The following is a 19,041-nucleotide window of genomic DNA, read 5'->3' as shown; positions in this document are numbered from 1 at the left end:
GAAGGACGGGCCATGCTCACGCTCCATGATTATTTGCCATCGCAGAATGGCTGGAAGGTGCGGGTCCTGCTCGGGCTGCTCGACATCCCGTATGACAGTCGCATCGTCTCGATCTTCGAGGGCGAAAGCCACACTGACGCCTTCCTTGAACTCAATCCGGCCGGTGCGGTCCCCATGCTTCAGCTCGAAGACGGGAGCGCCATCTCCGAATCCAATGCGATCCTCACCTACCTCGCTGAAGGGACGCCCTTTTTGCCGGCGGACCGCTATCGGCGCGCAAAGGTCATGCAGTGGCTGTTCTTCGAACAATACAATGTCGAGCCGGTCATCGGCTCGCTGCGCTTTTGGGCGCTGACCGGACGGCTCGAGCGCAACCAGGGCATGGTTGCGGGCAAGCGCGAAGCCGGCGTTCGCACACTCGCCGCCCTGGATCGCAGCCTCGGCGAAACGCCGTTTCTCATCGGCAACGACTTCACGATCGCCGATATCGCTGTCTATGCCTACAGCCATCGCGCCGAGGATTGCGGCTTCCGTCTCTCGGACTACCCGGCATTCGTTGCATGGGCTGACCGCGTGCGCGACGCCATCGGTCCTGGTTACCCGGTGCACCCATACAGCATCGATCCGCACTCGGGCGCCTGAAGGGCCCTATTTCTTGCCCTGCGGATGGATCGTCTCGCCGCGCTTCAGCATCGCGACGAAGGTCTCGATCTTCTTCTTGCGCCCGGCCTCGGTCTTCATGTTGTGCGTGCGGAAGGCGAGCGCGAAGCGGTTCTGCGCGCTGAGCTTGCCCAGCATTTCTTTGGCTGCCGGTTCTGCGTCGATGGCCGCCTGCAGGTCGTCGGGGATCTTCATCGCCTTGCCGCTGCCATAGGCGCGCGCCCATCGCCCGTCCGCCTTGGCCGCCTCGACCTCCCTCAGCCCATGCTCGGTCATGCGGCCCTCCGCGACCAGCCGCGCGACATTGTCGATGTTGATCTGGCTCCAGATGCTCTTCTTGCCGCGCGGCGTGTAGCGCTGCAGGAAGCTGTTGTCGTCGAGCCCCTTGCGCACCGCGTCGATCCAGCCGAAGCACAGCACGACGTCGATGGCTTCCTTGGGCGTGATCGACTTCAGCCCCGACCCGACCTTGTGCACCTTGATCCACACTTCGGTTTCGGTGGCGTGATGCTTGGTGAGCCAGGCATGGAAGCTGGCCGGGTCCGGGAATTCCCTGACCTTGTCCGGGTCGACCTTGACGGGCGCCATCAGCCGGCCTGCCCGTTCAGTGCTGTTGCGGCTCGGATCACCTTGTCTCCCGCTTTCCCTGTCGCTTCAGCCGCCAGAATCGCGGCCATCGTCATCGGCCGGCATCTTGGCATGGGTCCCTGTCAGTTTGCGTCAGCAAACTTGTCGGCGCGTACGGCGTTCCTTCGCGCAACTTGGCCAAGCTTCCATCCCTCACCGCGCCACCATCGGCATCTCCGATAACACCATCGGTTTCTTCCGTTTCCCGTCAGCATACCGAACTGCCAATCCCTGCCCTTGTCCATCCAAACAGAGGCAGAGCGGATATGAACATCTCGAACCAGAAAATCCTGATCGTCGGTGGCGGCTCCGGCATGGGTCTGGCGTTGGCCAGGCGCTGCGTGGAAGCCGGTGCCGAGACCATCATCGCCGGACGCGGCAAGGACAGGCTGCAACAGGCTCGCGAGGCGCTTGGCAATCCCGCCGGCCTGGAGGTAACCGCTATCGACATCACCCGTGAGGACGAGGTCATAGCACTTTTCGCTGGGATCGGCGGGCTCGACCACATCGTCAGCACCGCCGCCGACATCGACGGCGCCTACCAGCTGCTGCCGGCGCTTGAACTCAAGGCGGCGCAACGCGTGGTCGAGAGCAAACTCTACGGCCCGCTGCTGCTCGCCAAGCACGGCGCGCCGCTGCTTGGCGTCACCGGCTCGATGACCTTCGTCTCCGGTATCGCCGCCTACCGGCCGACCGCGCGCGGCTCGGTGGTCGCCGCGGTCAATGCCGCACTCGAAGGACTGGTGCGGGCGCTGGCGGTGGAACTGGCGCCGATCCGCGTCAATGCCGTGTCGCCCGGCTGGGTCGACACCACGATCTGGGCGAAGGTTGCCGGCGACAGGAAAGACGAGACGCTTGGTGCGATGGCCGAGCGGCTGCCGGTCGGGCGGATCGGCCAACCCGATGATATCGCCGACGCCATCCTCTTCCTGATCGGCAACGGGTTCACGACGGGAACGACCCTGCATGTCGAAGGCGGACATCGCCTGGTCTAGGCGGCGTCGGTTTTCCGTCAGGAGTTGTTTGCAAACAAGGCCTTGGAACGATCGGCCGATTCAAGTCCTGAACTCGCCTCGAAGCGTGAGGGGACCGGCGCCAGCGTCTCGCGCACGGCGGCAAGCAATTGCCGGAGCGCCGGCGGCTGAACGCGCCGGCGCCGCCAGATCATCGTCAGCGGCGCGGTCTGCGCCTGGCCGGGCCACGGCAGTTCGACGATGTCGCCGCGCGCCAGCGCATCGGTGACGGCAAGGCGTGGAACGAGGCCGAGGCCCGCGCCGGCAGCCACCAGCCGCGCTATGGCGCTGATGCTGCCGACTTCGGCGGCAAGTTTTGGCGCGTCGAAACCCGCCTCGGCAAAGGCGCTGTCGAACATGTGCCGGTAGATGCATCCGGGCTCGGTCGCCACGAAGCGCAGTGTGGCAAGCGCGGCAAGGCCGCCTGGCGCGGTGCCCTGCCCCGGAGCCGCGACCAGTACCAGCGGTTCGGCCACGATGGTGCGCCTGGCGAGGCGTTCATCGGACGCGCCCTTCGCAAAGCCGCGACGATCGAAGCAGAAGGCGACATCGACGTCGCCGTCCTCGAGCTGGCGCAGCAGCGTGCCGCTGTCGGTCACTTTCATCCGCACAGTGATGTCGGGATGGCTGGCCTGGAACCCTGGCAGCCAGGGCGCCAGCCGGGCCGAGGCGATCGTCTCCAGCGCGCCGATGGTCAGCATTCCCTTCATCTGCCCGGCCGCCGCCTGCACGGCAGTGCGCGCCTCGCCATCGAGCCGCAGCAGGTCTTCGGCGATGGGCTTCAGCGCCAGCCCCGCCGGCGTCAGCTCCAGGCCCGTTTTCGCGCGCGTGAACAGGGCCGTGCCAAGCTCGGCCTCGAGCATCTGGACCTGGTCGCTGACGCTTGACTGGGCAAGGTGCACCGCCTCGGCGGCGCGGGTGATGTTGCGGCTGCGCGCCACCGCCAGGAAGGTCTTGAGCAGTCTTGGATGCATCGACGGGCCGACGCGCCTATTGCAGCTGCGGCTTTTTCAGGAAACTGCCGCGGTCGGCGGACTTGACCCGCAGCCAGGTTTCGCGGCCGTCGCGCACCACCCGCATCGGGATTTCGGCGCCGGCCGAGCCGCTTTCCCACAGTTTGCGATAGAAATCGGCGAGCCCGTCGACCGCGCCGTCGCGGATGTCGGAGATGACGTCGCCCTGGCGCAGGCCGGCTTTTGCCGCCGGGCCGCCTTCGGTCACGCTCATCACCACCACCTTGCCATCGCTTTCGGCCGACAGGGCGCCGAGCCACGGGCGCGGCGGCTTGGCCACCTGGCCGCGGGTCAGGAGATCGTCGAGAATGGGCGGCAACAGATCGATCGGCACCACCATGTTGATATCGGCCACTTCGCCGTTGCGGCTCATCTGCAGGCGCAGCGACCCGATGCCGAGCAGCGAACCATCGGCGCCGAACAGCCCGGCACCGCCCCAGGACGGATGCGCCGGCGCGATGAAGATTGCCTCGTCGAGCAGATACTCCCAATAACCGGCGAATTCCTGCTTGGTGACGATCCTGGACTGGACCGAGCGGCCGACGCCGTCGGCAAGCACGACGGCGTCACCGACCTTGGCCTTGCCGGCATCGCCCAGCGCCACGGCCGGCAGGCCGAGCGGCGCCAGCGCCTGCACCAGGCCGAAGCCCGATTCCTGGTCGTAGGCCAGCGCGTGCGCGGGGATGACGCGGCCGTCCTGGCTGGTCAGCCAGACCTCTTCCGCTTCGGTGATGAGATAGCCGATGGTCAGCACCAGCCCGTCGTCACGGATGACGACCCCGCTGCCTTCCCGGAGCGTGCCGAGGGCGCTGGCGGTGAACGCATCATCGGGAACGGTGGCCCGGACGGCGACGACGGAGCGCGGATTGGGAGTGATGGTCATTCTGTCTTCCTGGTACGTGGTGTTTCTATAGGTATGCCACGCCGGGGATGGTGCAAGAGCCGAGGGCGAAGGCACTGTCTTTTAGGTTTGTGCTGCCCCTCATCCGCCTGCCGGCACCTTCTCCCCGTATAGTGACGGGGAGAAGGGGAGGCTGTCGCGGTCTTCGGCGCCCTATCTGCAATGCCAACAGTTGGCGAAATCGGTGGCGACGGCGTCTTTCTCCCCGTCACTTTACGGGGAGAAATGCCCGGCAGGGCAATGAGGGGCGGCGCCGACATAAACAATAGTTCAACACAAGTTGAACTTTCTCGTTTGCAGCCCTAGTTGTAGATGGACCGCCCCTTCCTTTCCCCAAGACACGAGGCTCCGAGATGACCGAGTACACCCCGCCGAAAGTATGGACCTGGAACAAGGCAAATGGCGGCGCCTTCGCCAGCATCAACCGGCCGATCGCCGGGCCGACGCATGACAAGGAACTGCCGGTCGGCAAGCACCCGCTGCAGCTCTATTCGCTGGCGACGCCAAACGGCGTCAAGGTGACGGTCATGCTCGAGGAGCTGCTGGCGCGCGGCCACAAGGGCGCCGAATACGACGCCTGGCTGATCCGGATCAACGATGGCGACCAGTTCGGCAGCGGCTTCGTCGAGGTCAACCCAAACTCCAAGATTCCCGCACTGATGGACCGCAGCGGCAAGACGCCGGTCCGCGTCTTCGAATCCGGCTCGATCCTCGTCTACCTCGCCGAGAAGTTCGGCGAATTCCTGCCCACCGAACAGCCGGCCCGCGCCGAAGTCCTGTCCTGGCTGTTCTGGCAGATGGGTTCGGCGCCGTATCTGGGCGGCGGCTTCGGCCATTTCTACGCCTATGCGCCGGAAAAGTTCGAATATGCCATCGACCGCTTCTCGATGGAGGTGAAGCGCCAGATGGACGTGCTCGACCGTCGCCTAGCCGAGACCGAATATCTCGGGGGCAAGGACTACACGATCGCCGACATGGCGGTGTGGCCCTGGTATGGCGGGCTGGCGCTTGGCCGCATGTACAATGATGCCGGCGAATTCCTGTCCGTGCAGGACTACAAGCACGTGCAGCGCTGGGCGCGGGCGATCGACGCCCGCCCGGCTGTCAAGCGCGGCCGCATGGTCAACCGCGCCTTTGGCGAACCGGCCCTGCAACTGCACGAGCGCCACGACGCCAGCGACTTCGACACGAAGACGCAGGACAAGCTGGCGGCCGAGTAACCCGGCCGAAACGCGTCAACCTCCCTCCCCTGCGGGGGAGGTTGACCGCTTCAGCCCACCTGCTCCCTCTCGACGGCCGATATCCATAGCCGGTCGATGTCGGCAAGGAACGTCTCGTCGATCTCGTCGAGATGGTTCCAGTACATGCCGTCCTCGTAGAAATAGCCGAGGTCCTTCTCGATCTCCTCGGCCTTTTCGGCCTTGTCGAGCCGGATGTTGCCAAGGATTTCCGCCTTCATTTCGGCAATCCGCGCCAGCGAAAGGCCGCCAAGCGCGTCGAAGGCGAGCCTGGGAAAGACCAGCCGGCTGCGCGGCAGGTCCGACAGGTTGATGCACAGGCAGCCGTGCTTCAGCGCCTGCACGAGCAGGCGCGCCGACTTGGCCTCGAGGTTGCGCAGCGTGACGTCGTCGCGCAATGGATCTGGCCGGCCGATGCCGTAGAAATGTGTCTTGTCCGGCCGGTCGTAGATCATGTCGCAGCCCAGGAATGCCAGCACATCGGGCTTCTGGCTGTGAATGGTCCAGTAGGCGGCGGTCAGCGCCATCGTGGCGCCGGCATAGACGAAGCCGCCGAAGGCGTTCTGCGCCGGAACATACTGCGTGGCGCTGAATATCCGAGCCTGCCGCAAGGTCGCATCGTGCGGCAGCCGCTCCGATGGGAAATCGCCGGCATGGACGAGGAAATCCCAGTCGGGGCGCACGCGCCAGGCATTGTTGATGGCGACGATCCTGCTGAAGGCCTGCTTCGGCCACGGCTCGCAACGCACCGCGTCGGGCGCACTGCCAAGCAAAAGCATGATGCGGGGCGCGTTGTCGCGAACACTCGTCTCGACTGGCTGAATGGTCATCGAAGGGCTTTCAGGTCTTCCGCGCAAAGGCCGGCCGCACATGCGATGCATCGGTGCCGGCTTCGGCGCGGAAGCCGGCGCGCGAATGTCCCGCATGGCCACACCCTGCACCTTGGCGGGCCGATTTTCCAGCCCAATGCATGCGGCCGCTGGCGCGCCCCTCTGTCGAGCGCGGGACGTGGTCGACCGTGCCTTCGGCGACCTGGTCATCCCAACCGCGGCAGCACCGCGACGCGGCGACTTCGAAACGAAGACGCATGGCGGCCGCCGCCCAGTAGGCGACGGAAAGGCCGGCCCTAAAACGAAAGCCCGCCACCGACGCGAAGTCGTGACGGGCTTTTCCCAAGGCCAGCCTGGCGTGGAAGCGGGCAACTCCCGCCCCCGGCGTCAAGCCATCAATCAGTTCAGGACTTCGACGATCTGATGGGTCTCGGGATCCACCAGGACAGTCTGGTCGTTGATGACGGCGACGCGGTACTTGACGTTGGGCACCTCGCGCAATTCAACGGTGTCCGGTACCGGCGAGCCGAGCTTGAGCTCCACGCCCAGAAGGTTCACCGATGCCAGCGGCTGCTTCTTGACGTATTCGCGAACGACCGTCTCCTGTTCCGGCTGGACGACGACGACGTCTTGCGCCACCGCTGCACCAATGCCGCTCATCAGAAGGATCGCGGCCGCTGTACTCGAAAGATAATGTTTCATGATAATCTCCATAAAGGGCTATCTGAAGAACCGCCCTGTGTGGAAACTCGATCGATCCATGGAGGTTCCATCTCAAATTGTGAAATAAATGTTTGTTTAACAGGCCGCAGAGAGGTTCACTTATTTAAAACCATTCGAGTCAATGGCGCATCTGTCGCGATATATGCTTCGAAAGCTGTGGATAAATTTCAATCTAAAAGCAGACATATTAATAGCGTCGCATGGGCGAGTACCCCCAGAGGTGAACGCGTGCCTCTCCGGAATACGAAAAAGGCCCGCCCCGCCGGGAGCAGGGCGAGCCTTCAACGGCGCCCGATGGAGGTGGCAGCCTCGCGGGTCGCGATCGAAAAACGCAAGGGTCGCGGCTTGGTTCCACCATCGCTGGCGCCAGTCTGCCCCCGCATGAAATGCGGTCTGGTCGGCATGCAACCATGTGATCTCGATGACGTTGTGGCAAAAATCACCAGCAAGGATGACGACCAGATGGCTCCTCGACCCCCAGTGACCAGGCATCCCTTCACGCTGATGTTTGTCGTGATCGCGTTGATGGCGCCGTTTGCCGGCCTTGCCTGGCGCACGCGCGAGTGGATGGGCTGGTAGGGACCGCGCTTGCAGGCTGCTAATTTACCGTCGGGCGTTGCCATGTCTACCCGTCTGACGCGCCAGGACACGCTGCCAAGACCGACTCGACGAGACGCGAGCGACGGCTGGAAATTGCCGGCCCTTTCCCACAAGATGCGCGGGCATCGGGGAAGGGCTTGAGATGTGCAACCTCTACAATCTCACCACCAGCCAGGAGGCGATCCGCCAGTGGACGCGCGCGCTGCGCGACATCCTGGGCAACCTAGAACCCTCGATCGATATCTATCCCAACCAGCCCGGCCCGGTCGCGCGCAACGCGCCGGACGGGCAGCGCGAACTGGCCAACCTTCTGTGGGGCATGCCGACGCCGATCGAGCGGGTGAAGGGCAAGGCCGACTACGGCACCACCAACATCCGCAACCCGCAATATGGCCACTGGCAGCAATATGTCGGCATCGAGAACCGCTGCTTGGTGCCGGTGACCAGCTTCGCCGAGCCCTCGCCGACACCCGGTGACAAGGACCCCGAGACCGGTATCCAGCGCAATGTCTGGTTCGCCTTGAACAAGGAGAAGCCGCTGTTCTTCTTCGCTGGCCTGTGGACGCGCTGGCAAGGCGTGCGCAAGGTCAAGGACGGCCCGGGCGACTTCGAGCTCTACGGCTTCCTGACCACGAAGCCCAACGCGCTGATCGCGCCGATCCACGAAAAGGCCATGCCGGTCATCCTGACCACGCCGGAGGAAACCGAGACCTGGCTGACCGCGCCGTGGTCGCAGGCAAGGCACCTGCAGCGCACCGCGCCCGACGACGCACTGGTGATTGTCGACAAGCCCGCCACGCAGATCAAGTTCCCGCCACAGGCTCCGCCGCCACCGGTGCAGGGTTCGCTGTTTTAACCCCTCGCCTTCTGCAGCACCCAGATATAGCCCTTCGGCGGATGGTCCTGGTCGATGAACTGGGTCTTCACCGTTGCATCCTTGCGGCTGCAGCGCTTGCAGCGGAAGCGAATGGCTTCCAGCGGTTTGTTCCAGCCCACCACCTTGGCCACGTCATTGGCGCGAAAGCGGCCGACATGCCAGCAATGGCCGCACTCGACGACAAGCAGCATGTTGGCCTTGGCGGCCCGACCGACGCTGTCCATTGGTCCGGCCATGGCTCATTTCCGGGTGGAATAGTCCTCGGGCAGCGGCAGCAGGCCAAGCCACGCCGTGCGGAAATCGGGCTCCTTTTCCGCGACTATTCCCATCACCGCATGCAGCTTGTCGGTCAGCCCCGACAGGTGCCAGAACAGCTCTCCATTGGCCTTGAGGTTCAGCTGCGCCGCAAGCACCGTGGTGCGCAGGCGCAGCGCATCCCGCAGGATCGCCTCCGCATCGCTTGCAAACAATCTGTCATAGCGGCTCTTCCGTCTGCCCATCGCGGCTCTCCTCGGCTTGCGAGCAACCGCCCCACCTCCTGACAAATAGGAACGCATTCCTCGCCAAGTCAATTCGCGCTTGACAGTTTTGTTCCGTTTTTGTTCACTACCCCCACCAGACATCAGGAGGTGCCGAAATGGCCCACATCGTAACGCTGGACAGCCGCCAGGAAGCCGCCCTTCAAGCCGTCGCCGACAAATTCATCGCCCAGCACAAGGGCGACGCGGTGAAGGCGCTGAAGGAGATGATCGTGCTGAACGGGCATCTGCAGAAAAGGCTGGATGCGGTGGAGGGGCGTGACCGTGAAGATCGGGTCCAGATGACGCCCGTTGTCATCGGATAACTCCATGGTTGGCCCTAAGTTAGCTTTCCCATGTCGATTTTCTCAAGATATACTGATCTCTTGGGAGAGTCGGCAAAATGCACATAAGTCGTGTCGTAATAAAGAACTTCCGGTCGTTGGAGAATGTGGATGTGCCACTCTCAGCCCAACCGACAGTCGTTATCGGCGAGAACAATGTGGGGAATCCAACTTCATTCACGCATTGCGAATTTGTTTAGACGTAGGTTTGCCGTCTTCATACCGCATGCTCCTTAAGGAAGACATTTTCAGCCAGGTGGACCAAGCCAAGCCATTTCATGTTTTTATTGGCGTAGAGTTTGCGGGCTTTGCGGGCAATGAGAATGAAGAGGCTTTGCTTCTTGGTACACAAATCGAGCCGGACCGCGCGCGCCTGTTCTACCGATTTAGACCCAAGCGAACAGTACGCGAGGCCCTCGCTAAAGGGATCGACCTAAACCTCACGCTTGATGATTTTAGCTGGGAAATGGCAGGTTCAGGAAATCCGAAAGTCGATCTAGCTGATATTGAATGGGATGATGATCTCTCGACTCTTGGGGCTACTAGCTTTCAGTTACAGAACCTCCAGACCTATCAGGTTGTTTTCCTCCCAGCGCTTCGCGACGTTGAAAGCGATCTGCAGCAAAGCCGTCGATCCCCGCTTGCGCGCCTTATTGACTCCATAGGAATTAGCAGGTCCGAGCAAGATTCACTTGTGGCCATCGTGAAGGCAGCCAACGATAGCATCGAGAGTTCACCCGCGATTAAAGCAGTAGCCGGTTCGATCAATACCTCGTTCAACGAAATCACAGGGCCTGCCTTTGGGTTGGACATTGACCTCGGGCTTTCCTCGCCGACGTTTCAGTCGATAGTACGCAACCTGATCGTCCTTCTGACAAATGATTTGGTCAGGCAGTTTGAACCACGCCGAAACGGGCTTGGACTGAACAACATTCTCTACATTGCGATCTTGGTAGAACATTTCCGACAACGAGCAACCAAAGGCCATTCCGCCGGGGAACTCATCCTTATCGAAGAACCAGAAGCTCATCTGCATCCTCAACTACAGAACACTCTGATTCAGTCGCTTGTGGAAATGCCATTTCAGACCATAATGACCACCCACAGTACGCAGGTGACCTCCAAGGCGTCGCTCTCGTCGTTCGTCATCATAACTAGCCGCCCAGGAAAATCCCCATTAGCCAGCGTCCCATCCAAAGGCGGCAACCTTACCGCCGCTGAGACACAGGATCTGGAACGATATCTCGATGCCACAAAATCCAACCTACTGTTCGCAAAGCGGATTATGTTGGTCGAGGGAGCAGCTGAGCTGCTTCTGATCCCTCCCCTGGTAAAGGCTGCCCTCGACATTGATCTTGAGCGCAATGGCATTTCAGTTCTGGCTATCCATGGAGCTCATTTCGCTGCCTACACGAAACTGTTCAGCGAAACGAGTATGCCCAAACCATGTGCTATCGTAGCGGATGCGGATCTAAATCAAGATGAAATAAACGAACTTGACGGAGATGCTCCTGAAAAACTCAATCTGATGGCACTGCAGGGGGATTTTGTAAAAGTATTTCTCGGCGAATCGACCTTTGAGCGCGAGCTTGTCTATCCAGATAACCTTCCTATACTTCTTAAGACGGCGATAACACTGGGGGCGCCTAAAATGCGCAACGCTATAGTGGGTCAGCTAAGGTCCGGCGGAGAGATACCACCGGACCTTAAGGACTTGGTTCTCCGCACTGCAAAACGCTTCGGCAAGGCTAGGTTCGCGCAGATTTTCGCGCGACATTTGGATGATGACGCCCATGTACCACCGTACATCGAAAAGGCTGTTTCGTGGCTGCTGAGAAACTAAAACCTCTTTCTGATCAGCAAAGAGATGCGGTTGTCTCAGGCGGCAACGTACTTCTGGCAGCGTGTCCGGGTAGCGGTAAAACGCGCACGCTAATTGCGAAGCTCGTCCACGAACTCGAGGATTTGCGTGGATCACCTCGCGCTATTTGCTGCATCACCTACACGAACACTGCGGTAGAGGAAATTGAGCATCGTGCGCTGGAACAGCTTTCTCCGGGAGACGAACAAAACGTTCTTGTTTCAACAATCCACTCATTCTGTCTGAACGAGATCATCCGGCCGTTCGGCTGGCTAAAACCAGGATTCTTGGCGGATCGAAAGGTGTTAACCAGAGAAGACCCTCAGTTCGAGGTTATCGCTCGACATGCGGCAGGAAAGGTTAATTTCTTCAACCTCCAAAGTAAAGACTACGAGGCGTTTGAGTCAATCGCGCTGAATGCACAAGGAAAGCTCATTGGCATCGCCGCTCAAAACGAGGCCGTGAGCCGTGCCGCCCCACACTTTTGGGAGCGATGTCGGGAACTCGGCTACATTGATTTCGGTGCAATAGTCTATGAGGCGTACGAATTGATACGTGACCATGCGATGATTGGTCGGGCGCTTGGGGCAAAGTATAAATGGTTTTTGGTTGACGAATTTCAGGACACTAGCGAGCTTCAGATTGAGATACTGAAACTTATTAACTCTGTTGGCCTGTCTAGCTTCTTTATCGTCGGCGATCTCGCGCAATCCATTTTTGGATTTGCGGGCGCACGCCCGGAGTTAGTAAGCCCCTTTGGCAAGCATATCGACGCGCGTTCCGATCTGTCTCTTTCTGCCAACTATCGCTCCAGTACTCCGATAGTCGCGCAAGCCAATCGCCTCTTTCCGCGAGTCCCCCCTATGACCGCTGAGGGAGCCGAACGTACAACCACAATCGAACCCATCCTCGTTCGGGACCGTTCAAACTTCGCTGCGATTACCGAGAGGTTTCTCCCGGCGTTGGCTGACGCGGGGATTGCCTTCGGTAAGGCGACTATTCTCTGCCGCGAATGGGGCCCCCTAATACCGCTAGCGAGAGGACTTCGGGATGCGGGCATACCCGTTGTTGGCCCTGGAGCAAGGCCGTATAAACGCTCGCGACTATTCGCATCCCTTGCTGAACAACTTTGCGGAGCTGTTGTTGACCCGTCGGCAGACACCCTTCGCCAAGTCGAACGCGCCCTATTTCACGCAGTTCGCGATACCACAGGCGACGCACGGCTGAATATTTCTTCGACCGATGGCCGACTTGCCATTGTGCGACTTCTAAAACAGGCGCGATCTTCTGCCGAGAACGGTTCGGCATCTGTCTTTTTAGACCAGATGAGTGTCGCCACGGGTGAGGTGCTTCGAGAGCTTGGGTTTGTCGACGAAACCCAAGCAGGAATGTTCTATGCCTCAGCTCAAGAAATGAAGGCCGACATCGTGCGGCAAAATGTGGACCTACGGAACTTGAGTGTCGAAGACCTCGGGTTGTTTGCGAGCCCTGATAGGGCACTACGCCTTTCAACTATACACCATGCAAAAGGACGGGAATACAAAGGTGTAGCCATCATTGACGTCACCAATGGAAAATACCCCCATTACTACAGCCGTACACCCGCATCGATCGATGAGGACAAACGACTTCTTTACGTTGGCCTGACAAGGGCTGAGCGTGTGCTAATGTATGTATCTGCCCCCGACCGGTTCGGGAACCCTCCTAGTCCCTTCCTGGGCTCCGGCGGGATAGGGTTGTTTCAGCGGTAACTGGAAAGCGAGACGTTTTGGCAGCCCACATCCGCATCTTGGCCCATTAGGCCGTCGCGGCTTCGACCTTTTGGTCAATCATTTTGAGCTGGCCGCGCCGGCTGCCATGAGACTGCGGGGCAGGCCTCGGCCCTGGGGATCGATGGACAACGGCATGACGACCGGGTCACACCATTATATCAGTTTTGACTAAAATAACGGAACGTCCAATGGACATTGCCGGAACCGAACAGGGCCTTCGGACCTTTGCGGCCGGCACCTCAGACCTTGGTCCGATGCGAAAACGCAATAGCCCGACGCGGCGGGACTGGAGCCAGCCAATGGAACATCCGGCCACGCTTGTCGTTTGCTGCGAGGTCTCCGGCGCCGCCGGACCCATTTCGGGAGGAAAGCGCGATGCCCCATCGATCCACCATCGTCAAGACAGGCCGCGGGCCGGACACGGCGATTGCCGTGCTGATGGCGGGACTGTTGGCGGTGGGCACCGTGTTCCTTGTTCTGGGGGGCTCGCTCTACCTGAACGAGCAGCCATCGGATCAACGCGCACTGTCTTCCCCGCCCGCCCGATCGTTTCAGGCGGCCGACCGGAGGGCGGCGAACTGATCCCGCAGGGCCGGCGGAACATTTAGCCGCCTTTCGAATTGACATGAGCAAATGCTAATAACGGAGGATATCCACTGTGAAAAACTTTATTCTTTCGGCACTTGTCGCGATCTCCGTCGTGTCCCCGGTCATCGTCGCTCCGGCGCAAGCCGCAAGCCTGGTCATCACGACGGACAATGGCAATATGGGCCGGCACCACTGGCGCGACAATCGCTGGCGCGATCATCATTGGCGCAGGCATCATAATCGCCATTGCTTCGTGAAGGTGAGGAAGCATTGGCGCCATCATCACTGGGTCATCGAGAAGGTGCGCGTCTGCGAATTGCGCCGCTACTGAGCGATGCCAAAATCGCCGCCGCCCAGGGCCCATCGCAGAATTCGTCCAAACGCAACAACCCTGGCAACGGCCGCCGTCTGGAGCGCGGCGGTCGTCATGCTGGTGTTGATGGTGACGGGAGCGGCCGGCTTCTGAGGACTAGACGCCTTTATCCCCAGGAGAGGTTCGGCGCCGCCTTGCTCTAAACATTAGAGATTGCGAATATAAAAGTCGGTCGGCGACCGCCAGAAGCCGGCTGGGCCCGGCGTGCCTGCCCTTGCACCTGGCCGCCGGGCCATTTTTCCTGAAGTTCGCGCTCGCTCGGCGATGCGGTCAACGCGCCACCATCCTGATGGACCGACGCGGATTGCGTATTTCAGCCCGGCCTATTCCGCTTTCGCGGAAGTTTCTTTCGGCGGGCAATATGCGATGCTTTTGTTGCGGCGAGGAGCCGCCCTGGTCGACGCGGGCGCCAAGCTCACCCCAACAATGCGCCCCCCCGTCCGTGTCGACCACGGCAGGAAGCGCTTGGCGTTATCATCCTGCCCCCTGGCTTCAGCCGCCGACCAGCGCCTTCGTCGTCACCAGATCGACACCGTCCCCCGCGAAGCCGGCATTGTGGCGCGCGATGATCTGCGGCGCGCTCTCGCTGGCGCTGTCCAGCGTGCTGTGGGCATCGGAAACCACGGTCACGCCGAGCCCCCTGGCCAGCGCGCCCTTGACGGTCGCCGCCACGCAAAAATCGGTCTGCGCGCCGAGGAGCACGACCGCGCCGGCGCCCTGCCCGGCCACCCAGTCGGCAAAAGCGGGATTGCTGAAGGCATCGCGCACGGATTTGGCAAAGGTCGGCTCCCCTTCGGCCTGGCCAAGCGCGGGCCACACCGGCCAGCCCGGTTCGCCTGGCGCCAGCGGGTCGCCCGCCGGTCCGTCATGCCTGATAAAAGCGACCTTGCGCCCACCGCGCCGCGCCCAGTCGATCACCGCCCGCGTGCGCTCGACGATACCCGGCGCATCATGGATCGGCGGCTCGTGCACGCCGTCGAACATGCCGGTCTGGAGATCGATGACGACAAGCGGCGCGGTGGCGGAAGGTATGTTTGCTGACATGGCTGCGAAGATTGCCTTGGGGGTTAGTGGTCAAAGATAAAACCGCTCGACGCAGGCTGTCGATCCCTATTCGCATGCAGAGCAATTCCGGGAAAAGTGCGCAACGGTTTCCGACCGCTCTAGGCGTTTCGGGGGTCCGGCTTGCACTCCGCGACCGCCTTGGTGGCGTTGATCAGCCGGTTGCGCACTTCGGATGGCTGGCGAAGGTTCTGCCAGTAGGCGCCGGCGCCTTTCATCTCGTGGCCAGCGCCGCCGCCGATCATGCCGTCCGCCCTGACAAGCATCGTCACGACCTTGATGCCGCAGGCGAGATTGCGGTCAGGATCGGTGATGTCGACCTCCGACTTGAAACCGCATCGGTATCTCCCCTCGTCGGCCAACGAGAGCTGCAGCAGCCCGATGGAGTACTGGTCCTGGTCCGCTTCCCAAAAGGCAGCCGCGCTGTTGTTGACGGATTCCGCGCCGGCCAGGTTGGCAATCAACGTGCGCCAGAAAACCGCGCGCCCTTGCCTGCCTTGCAGCAAATAGCCCGGACAAAAGATGGCGACGTCGGATGGTTCGAGGGCGGTCAACGGCTGATCGGCATCGATCAGCGCCGTCACCTTGCGGGTTACGGTCTTGTTGTCGAATTGCTTTTCCAGCGCGCCTTGCGCATGGAGGCATTTCCTGGCGAATGCCTGTGCCTCGGCCTGGGTCGTATGGCCTCGGGCATGCCATTGCGCGGTGCAGGATTGCTGGGCCTCGGCCGGAGGAGCCGTCGGCACGGCGCTTTCAATGATGCGCGGATTCGCGCAGCCCTCGATCAGGCACGCCAGGGCGCCAAACACCCCGATGACCTGCAACAATCTCGAACGCAATTGAGCGCTCAGCGGAGCCGACCCATACACAACAAAACCCCTCCTGAGCATTACTCACACAACTTGCTCAGCCTTGTCGACCCAACTTGGCAGACTAGCGCCGCTCTGTCATCCGATACTGCCGCTCATGACGCAGGCACCGCTCATCCCGGCGCCCCGGCAAACAGCACCACGCCGTCGCCGCCGGTGGCCGGCCAGTCGCGAATAGTGCGGTCGTAGCCGCTGGTCAGCACGGTGCCGTCGGCGGCGAAGGCCACCGCGTAGATCGGGCCGGTCTGGCTGTCGAACATGGCGATCTGGTTGCCGGTTTCCATGTCCCACAGCCGTGCGGTGCCGTCGAGCGAGCCCGACAGCAGCCGCCTTCCGTCGGCCGACAGCGCCAGCGTGTAGACCGTGCCCTCGTGGCCCTCGAAGCGCTTCACCTCGCGGCCGCTGTCGAGATCCCAGACCTTGATCGTCAGGTCGCCGCTGCCGGTGATCAGATGATGCCCGTCGGCGGTGAACACGGCGCCATAAGTGCCCTGCTCATGGCCGTGCCAGCTGCGCACTTGCCTGCCGCTCTCGATATCCCAGAGTTTCAACGTGCCGTCGATGCTCCCTGAAACCGCGCGGGTGCCGTCGGGCGAGACGGCCACCGCGCTGATCGACCAGTCATGCCCGGTCAGTACGTGCAGCACGGCGTTGTTGGCGAGGTCCCAGACGATGACGTTGCCGGTATCGTGTCCGCTGACGGCGCGCTTGCCATCCGGCGTGATGGCGAGCTTGTTGACGCCGCCATTGCCGCCGGACTGGAAGACATGCAGCACCGCGCCGTCGGAAAGCTGGCGCAGCACGATCTCGCCATCGTCACCCCCCGTCAGCGCGCGCAGGCCGTCGGGCATGTAGAGCGCGGTGCGCGCCATGTCCTTGTGGACGCCGAGGTTGCGGATCAGATGCTTGCCGCCGATGTCCCACAGCTTGATCACATGGTCGGTGCTGGCGCTGAGGATCGAGCGCCCGTCGGGCGCCACCGATAGCCAGACGACGGCGTCACGATGGCCGTCGGGCAGCGTCGGAGCGGCCGGCGGCGGTGGCGGCAAGGGCGCCACGGTGGGCGGCGGAATGACCGCGACCTCCGGCGGTGCCGGGGCAGCGGGCGGCGGCGGCACGATCGCGGGCGGCGGTGGCACCGGTGCCGCCGGCGGGTTGGCGGCCTCCGGTGGCGAAGCGGGCGGTGCAGCAGGCACGGGTGGCGACGCTGGCGGCGAGGCTATTGGCGGGGCTGCCGGCTCCGGTGCCGGTGGCGCGCTGGCGACATCCTGCTCCTTGGGCTCACTGCCCTTAGGTTCGGGGGTTTTTGGTTCGTTGGCCTTGGGTTGGCTTGGCGAGGCCACCTCGCTGCCCGAACCTTGCCCCCGCCACAGGACCTGATCGGCCATGAGCGTCAGCACGGCAATCACCGGCAGGACAAGGAAGGCGCGCCGCAAGCCCGGACGGCCCTTGGGATCGATCTCGGCGTCGCGGCCAAAAAGTGGCGTCCCGGTGGGACGGCCCGGCCGGCCGGGCAACAGTCCAGCCCAGAACAACAAGGCGCCAAGCAGGCAGAGAGAGCCCAGCGCCAGGAACACCACCGGCCACAATGTGGCCGGACCACGCAGCATACGGACGACCCCGCCCCAAGCGAAATCCCTGCCGCCCATGAGCAGATAGGCGCGAACCAGACAAGCCAGGGAAGCCGCCAGCAGGGGAAGCGCAAACAGCCGCTCAGCCAACCTGTCCATCGCGCCCCCTCGCTGCCGCCTGCACCGCCCGCTCCGCATCGCGAGTCCTGCCCCGTCGCACGGTTCAGGACCCAGGCAGCCGGCGCATAACTACATCCGCGCCGAACCACACCCTGTCGTGCGGCCGGTGCGCAAGCAAGGAAAAATTGTGCCAGATCAATGAAGCATGCCACGGCCCTGGCTAGCGTCAGGCATGTTGGAGGCTCCCCGATGCTGCCGTTCACCAGTGACCAGTTTCTTGCCAATCTGGTTGCCTACAATGAAGCGATCTGGCCAATGCAACCGGTGGCACTCGCATGCGGCACCCTCGCCATGGTCCTGCTCCTCTGGCGGCCACGAATGGCGGATCGCCCGGTCGCGGTTATCCTGGCGGTTATGTGGCTGTGGACCGGCATCGTATATCACTGGCTCTATTTCACCGAGATCAACAAGGCCGCGTTGATCTTTGGCGCCATGTTCGTCACCCAGGGAGCCTTGCTGGTCTATTGCGGCGTCTTCAGGAGACAGCTGCGTTTCGGCCGGGATTTCGGGCTTGCCGTGAGTGTGGGGATTGCCTTTGTCGCCTACGCAACCATGCTCTATCCTCTTCTCGGCATCTGGATGGGTCACCCTTATCCGGAAATGCCGGCGTTCGGTGTCACCCCCTGTCCGGTGACGATCTTCACCTTGGGATTCTTCCTCCTCGCCAAGCCACCCCTGACGCGGTGGCTGCTTGCGATCCCGTTCATCTGGTCTTTGATTGGAGGAAGTGCGGCATTCCTTCTGGGTGTGCCCCAGGACTGGCTGCTGCTCGCCAGCGGCATCATTGCGGTTCCGTTGATCGCCCTCGGCGACAGACATCCGTCGGGCGCCAAGATCACCGGCTAGCGGTGCCATGGTTCGCCCTCACCCGGTTTCACCCAGACCGGCGAATGACCGCTTGCGCCATCCAGGCAGCCGATGGCGACCACAGCCAGGGCATGCGCAAGCAACCTGTCAGCCGACCTGTTCATCGGGCTCCGCTCGCCGGGTTTCGGACCGTACAGTCAGACTATCAGCGCCAACATCGTGTCGCAAAACGCCACTCACGCCCCTCGAACGGCGGTTATTGCTAATTTAGATCCGGAACCATTGCCGGGTTTCGACGTTTGGGGCACGCGATCGATTGTGAGGCAAAGTGTGAATCCAGTTCCAAAGACACCTATTTCCAAGGCTCCGGCCCCCCTGCCCGCAAACGACAATCAGATACCCGCGAACCAGGAAGTTGTGGATTTCTTGCGAGTGCTCATCCCGCAAGACGATGCCGCCGCCGACGCGCTTTGCCGGCGAGGCGAGCGGATAGCCAACGCCGTTGTCGTCGTCATGGCCACCTGTCTGGTCGGTTTTCCCCTGTTCTTCGCCGGCTTGATATATGCGGGCGTTGGCGTTGTTCCCTAGGCGCAGGTAGGCGTCCGCGGACTCGC

At 62.0% G+C, this 19,041-nt stretch carries 23 protein-coding genes; 12 read left to right on the top strand and 11 right to left on the bottom strand.

Going from position 1 to position 19,041, the window contains the following annotated elements:
• Positions 1–12: 12 nt before the first annotated feature.
• Positions 13–642, top strand: a complete 630-nt coding sequence (locus AC56QP_RS28705) for a glutathione S-transferase family protein (protein ID WP_489862420.1) — start codon at positions 13–15, stop codon at positions 640–642.
• Positions 643–648: 6 nt separating this feature from the next.
• On the opposite strand, the gene AC56QP_RS28700 is transcribed toward AC56QP_RS28705, so the two are convergent.
• Positions 649–1,248, bottom strand: a complete 600-nt coding sequence (locus AC56QP_RS28700; protein ID WP_489862421.1) for a YdeI/OmpD-associated family protein — start codon at positions 1,246–1,248, stop codon at positions 649–651.
• A gap of 305 nt (positions 1,249–1,553) precedes the next feature.
• Here AC56QP_RS28700 and AC56QP_RS28695 point away from each other — a divergent pair, with 305 nt between their 5' ends.
• Positions 1,554–2,282: an SDR family oxidoreductase gene (locus AC56QP_RS28695; RefSeq protein ID WP_489862422.1), complete on the top strand. Its 729-nt coding sequence runs from the start codon at positions 1,554–1,556 to the stop codon at positions 2,280–2,282.
• Between the two features lie 17 nt (positions 2,283–2,299).
• Here the strand turns inward: AC56QP_RS28695 and AC56QP_RS28690 are convergent, their stop codons facing one another.
• Together AC56QP_RS28690 and AC56QP_RS28685 are read right to left on the bottom strand one after the other, a co-directional pair.
• Positions 2,300–3,274 carry a LysR family transcriptional regulator gene (locus AC56QP_RS28690; protein ID WP_489862423.1) on the bottom strand — a complete coding sequence of 325 codons (975 nt, stop codon included), beginning with the start codon at positions 3,272–3,274 and terminating at the stop codon, positions 2,300–2,302.
• 16 nt (positions 3,275–3,290) lie between these two features.
• Positions 3,291–4,196 carry a S1C family serine protease gene (locus tag AC56QP_RS28685; protein ID WP_489862424.1) on the bottom strand — a complete coding sequence of 302 codons (906 nt, stop codon included), beginning with the start codon at positions 4,194–4,196 and terminating at the stop codon, positions 3,291–3,293.
• Between the two features lie 371 nt (positions 4,197–4,567).
• Here AC56QP_RS28685 and yghU point away from each other — a divergent pair, with 371 nt between their 5' ends.
• Positions 4,568–5,434 (top strand): glutathione-dependent disulfide-bond oxidoreductase, encoded by an 867-nt coding sequence (gene yghU / locus AC56QP_RS28680; protein WP_489862425.1) that lies wholly within the window; start codon positions 4,568–4,570, stop codon positions 5,432–5,434.
• Positions 5,435–5,484: 50 nt separating this feature from the next.
• On the opposite strand, the gene AC56QP_RS28675 is transcribed toward yghU, so the two are convergent.
• The 3 genes from AC56QP_RS28675 to AC56QP_RS28665 are packed head-to-tail and all read right to left on the bottom strand — an operon-like array spanning position 5,485 to position 6,984.
• A complete protein-coding gene (locus AC56QP_RS28675; protein ID WP_489862426.1) occupies positions 5,485–6,282 on the bottom strand; it encodes a hypothetical protein in 798 nt (265 codons plus the stop codon).
• Between the two features lie 10 nt (positions 6,283–6,292).
• The gene (locus AC56QP_RS28670; RefSeq protein WP_489862427.1) at positions 6,293–6,673 is read right to left on the bottom strand and encodes a hypothetical protein; all 381 of its coding nucleotides are present in this window, start codon (positions 6,671–6,673) and stop codon (positions 6,293–6,295) included.
• 8 nt (positions 6,674–6,681) lie between these two features.
• Positions 6,682–6,984 (bottom strand): DUF1236 domain-containing protein, encoded by a 303-nt coding sequence (locus AC56QP_RS28665; RefSeq protein ID WP_489862428.1) that lies wholly within the window; start codon positions 6,982–6,984, stop codon positions 6,682–6,684.
• Positions 6,985–7,747: 763 nt separating this feature from the next.
• Between AC56QP_RS28665 and AC56QP_RS28660 the strand changes: the two genes are divergently transcribed.
• Positions 7,748–8,461 (top strand): SOS response-associated peptidase, encoded by a 714-nt coding sequence (locus AC56QP_RS28660; protein WP_489862429.1) that lies wholly within the window; start codon positions 7,748–7,750, stop codon positions 8,459–8,461.
• On the opposite strand, the gene AC56QP_RS28655 is transcribed toward AC56QP_RS28660, so the two are convergent.
• Positions 8,458–8,718, bottom strand: a complete 261-nt coding sequence (locus AC56QP_RS28655) for a hypothetical protein (protein ID WP_143019542.1) — start codon at positions 8,716–8,718, stop codon at positions 8,458–8,460. The two genes, AC56QP_RS28660 and AC56QP_RS28655, sit on opposite strands and share 4 nt — an antisense overlap.
• Positions 8,719–8,721: 3 nt before the next feature.
• A complete protein-coding gene (locus AC56QP_RS28650; RefSeq protein ID WP_143019543.1) occupies positions 8,722–8,982 on the bottom strand; it encodes a hypothetical protein in 261 nt (86 codons plus the stop codon).
• Positions 8,983–9,119: 137 nt separating this feature from the next.
• Between AC56QP_RS28650 and AC56QP_RS28645 the strand changes: the two genes are divergently transcribed.
• The 6 genes from AC56QP_RS28645 to AC56QP_RS28620 all read left to right on the top strand — a co-directional run bounded on the left by AC56QP_RS28645 (position 9,120) and on the right by AC56QP_RS28620 (position 13,896).
• Positions 9,120–9,326 carry a hypothetical protein gene (locus tag AC56QP_RS28645; RefSeq protein WP_489862430.1) on the top strand — a complete coding sequence of 69 codons (207 nt, stop codon included), beginning with the start codon at positions 9,120–9,122 and terminating at the stop codon, positions 9,324–9,326.
• Positions 9,327–9,403: 77 nt separating this feature from the next.
• Positions 9,404–9,544 carry an AAA family ATPase gene (locus AC56QP_RS28640; RefSeq protein WP_489862431.1) on the top strand — a complete coding sequence of 47 codons (141 nt, stop codon included), beginning with the start codon at positions 9,404–9,406 and terminating at the stop codon, positions 9,542–9,544.
• A 26-nt stretch (positions 9,545–9,570) separates the two neighbouring features.
• Positions 9,571–11,187, top strand: coding sequence for an AAA family ATPase (locus AC56QP_RS28635; RefSeq protein ID WP_489862432.1), 1,617 nt, complete (start codon positions 9,571–9,573; stop codon positions 11,185–11,187).
• Positions 11,169–12,956 carry an ATP-dependent helicase gene (locus AC56QP_RS28630; protein WP_497100960.1) on the top strand — a complete coding sequence of 596 codons (1,788 nt, stop codon included), beginning with the start codon at positions 11,169–11,171 and terminating at the stop codon, positions 12,954–12,956. The genes AC56QP_RS28635 and AC56QP_RS28630 overlap by 19 nt, the downstream gene beginning before the upstream one ends.
• A gap of 396 nt (positions 12,957–13,352) precedes the next feature.
• Positions 13,353–13,559 (top strand): hypothetical protein, encoded by a 207-nt coding sequence (locus tag AC56QP_RS28625; RefSeq protein WP_497100961.1) that lies wholly within the window; start codon positions 13,353–13,355, stop codon positions 13,557–13,559.
• 76 nt (positions 13,560–13,635) lie between these two features.
• Positions 13,636–13,896, top strand: coding sequence for a hypothetical protein (locus AC56QP_RS28620; RefSeq protein WP_489862436.1), 261 nt, complete (start codon positions 13,636–13,638; stop codon positions 13,894–13,896).
• A 534-nt stretch (positions 13,897–14,430) separates the two neighbouring features.
• Here the strand turns inward: AC56QP_RS28620 and AC56QP_RS28615 are convergent.
• From AC56QP_RS28615 to AC56QP_RS28605, 3 genes are all read right to left on the bottom strand, one after another.
• Complete coding sequence (locus AC56QP_RS28615; RefSeq protein ID WP_489862437.1) at positions 14,431–14,982, bottom strand: isochorismatase family protein; 552 nt, start codon at positions 14,980–14,982, stop codon at positions 14,431–14,433.
• 119 nt (positions 14,983–15,101) lie between these two features.
• Entirely contained in the window at positions 15,102–15,839 is a 738-nt protein-coding gene (locus AC56QP_RS28610; RefSeq protein WP_489862438.1) for a hypothetical protein, read from the bottom strand.
• A gap of 143 nt (positions 15,840–15,982) precedes the next feature.
• Complete coding sequence (locus AC56QP_RS28605; protein WP_489862439.1) at positions 15,983–17,599, bottom strand: WD40 repeat domain-containing protein; 1,617 nt, start codon at positions 17,597–17,599, stop codon at positions 15,983–15,985.
• Positions 17,600–17,809: 210 nt separating this feature from the next.
• Between AC56QP_RS28605 and AC56QP_RS28600 the strand changes: the two genes are divergently transcribed.
• Together AC56QP_RS28600 and AC56QP_RS28595 are read left to right on the top strand one after the other, a co-directional pair.
• On the top strand, positions 17,810–18,466 hold the full coding sequence (locus AC56QP_RS28600; RefSeq protein WP_489862440.1) for a DUF6064 family protein: 657 nt from the start codon (positions 17,810–17,812) through the stop codon (positions 18,464–18,466).
• A 72-nt stretch (positions 18,467–18,538) separates the two neighbouring features.
• Positions 18,539–19,015, top strand: coding sequence for a hypothetical protein (locus AC56QP_RS28595; RefSeq protein ID WP_497100962.1), 477 nt, complete (start codon positions 18,539–18,541; stop codon positions 19,013–19,015).
• Positions 19,016–19,041: the final 26 nt, after the last annotated feature.

Source organism: Mesorhizobium sp. RCAM 05104, from assembly GCF_059683645.1.
The sequence above is the reverse complement of the archived record's forward strand: the minus strand, read 5'-3'. Positions and strand labels throughout refer to the sequence as shown.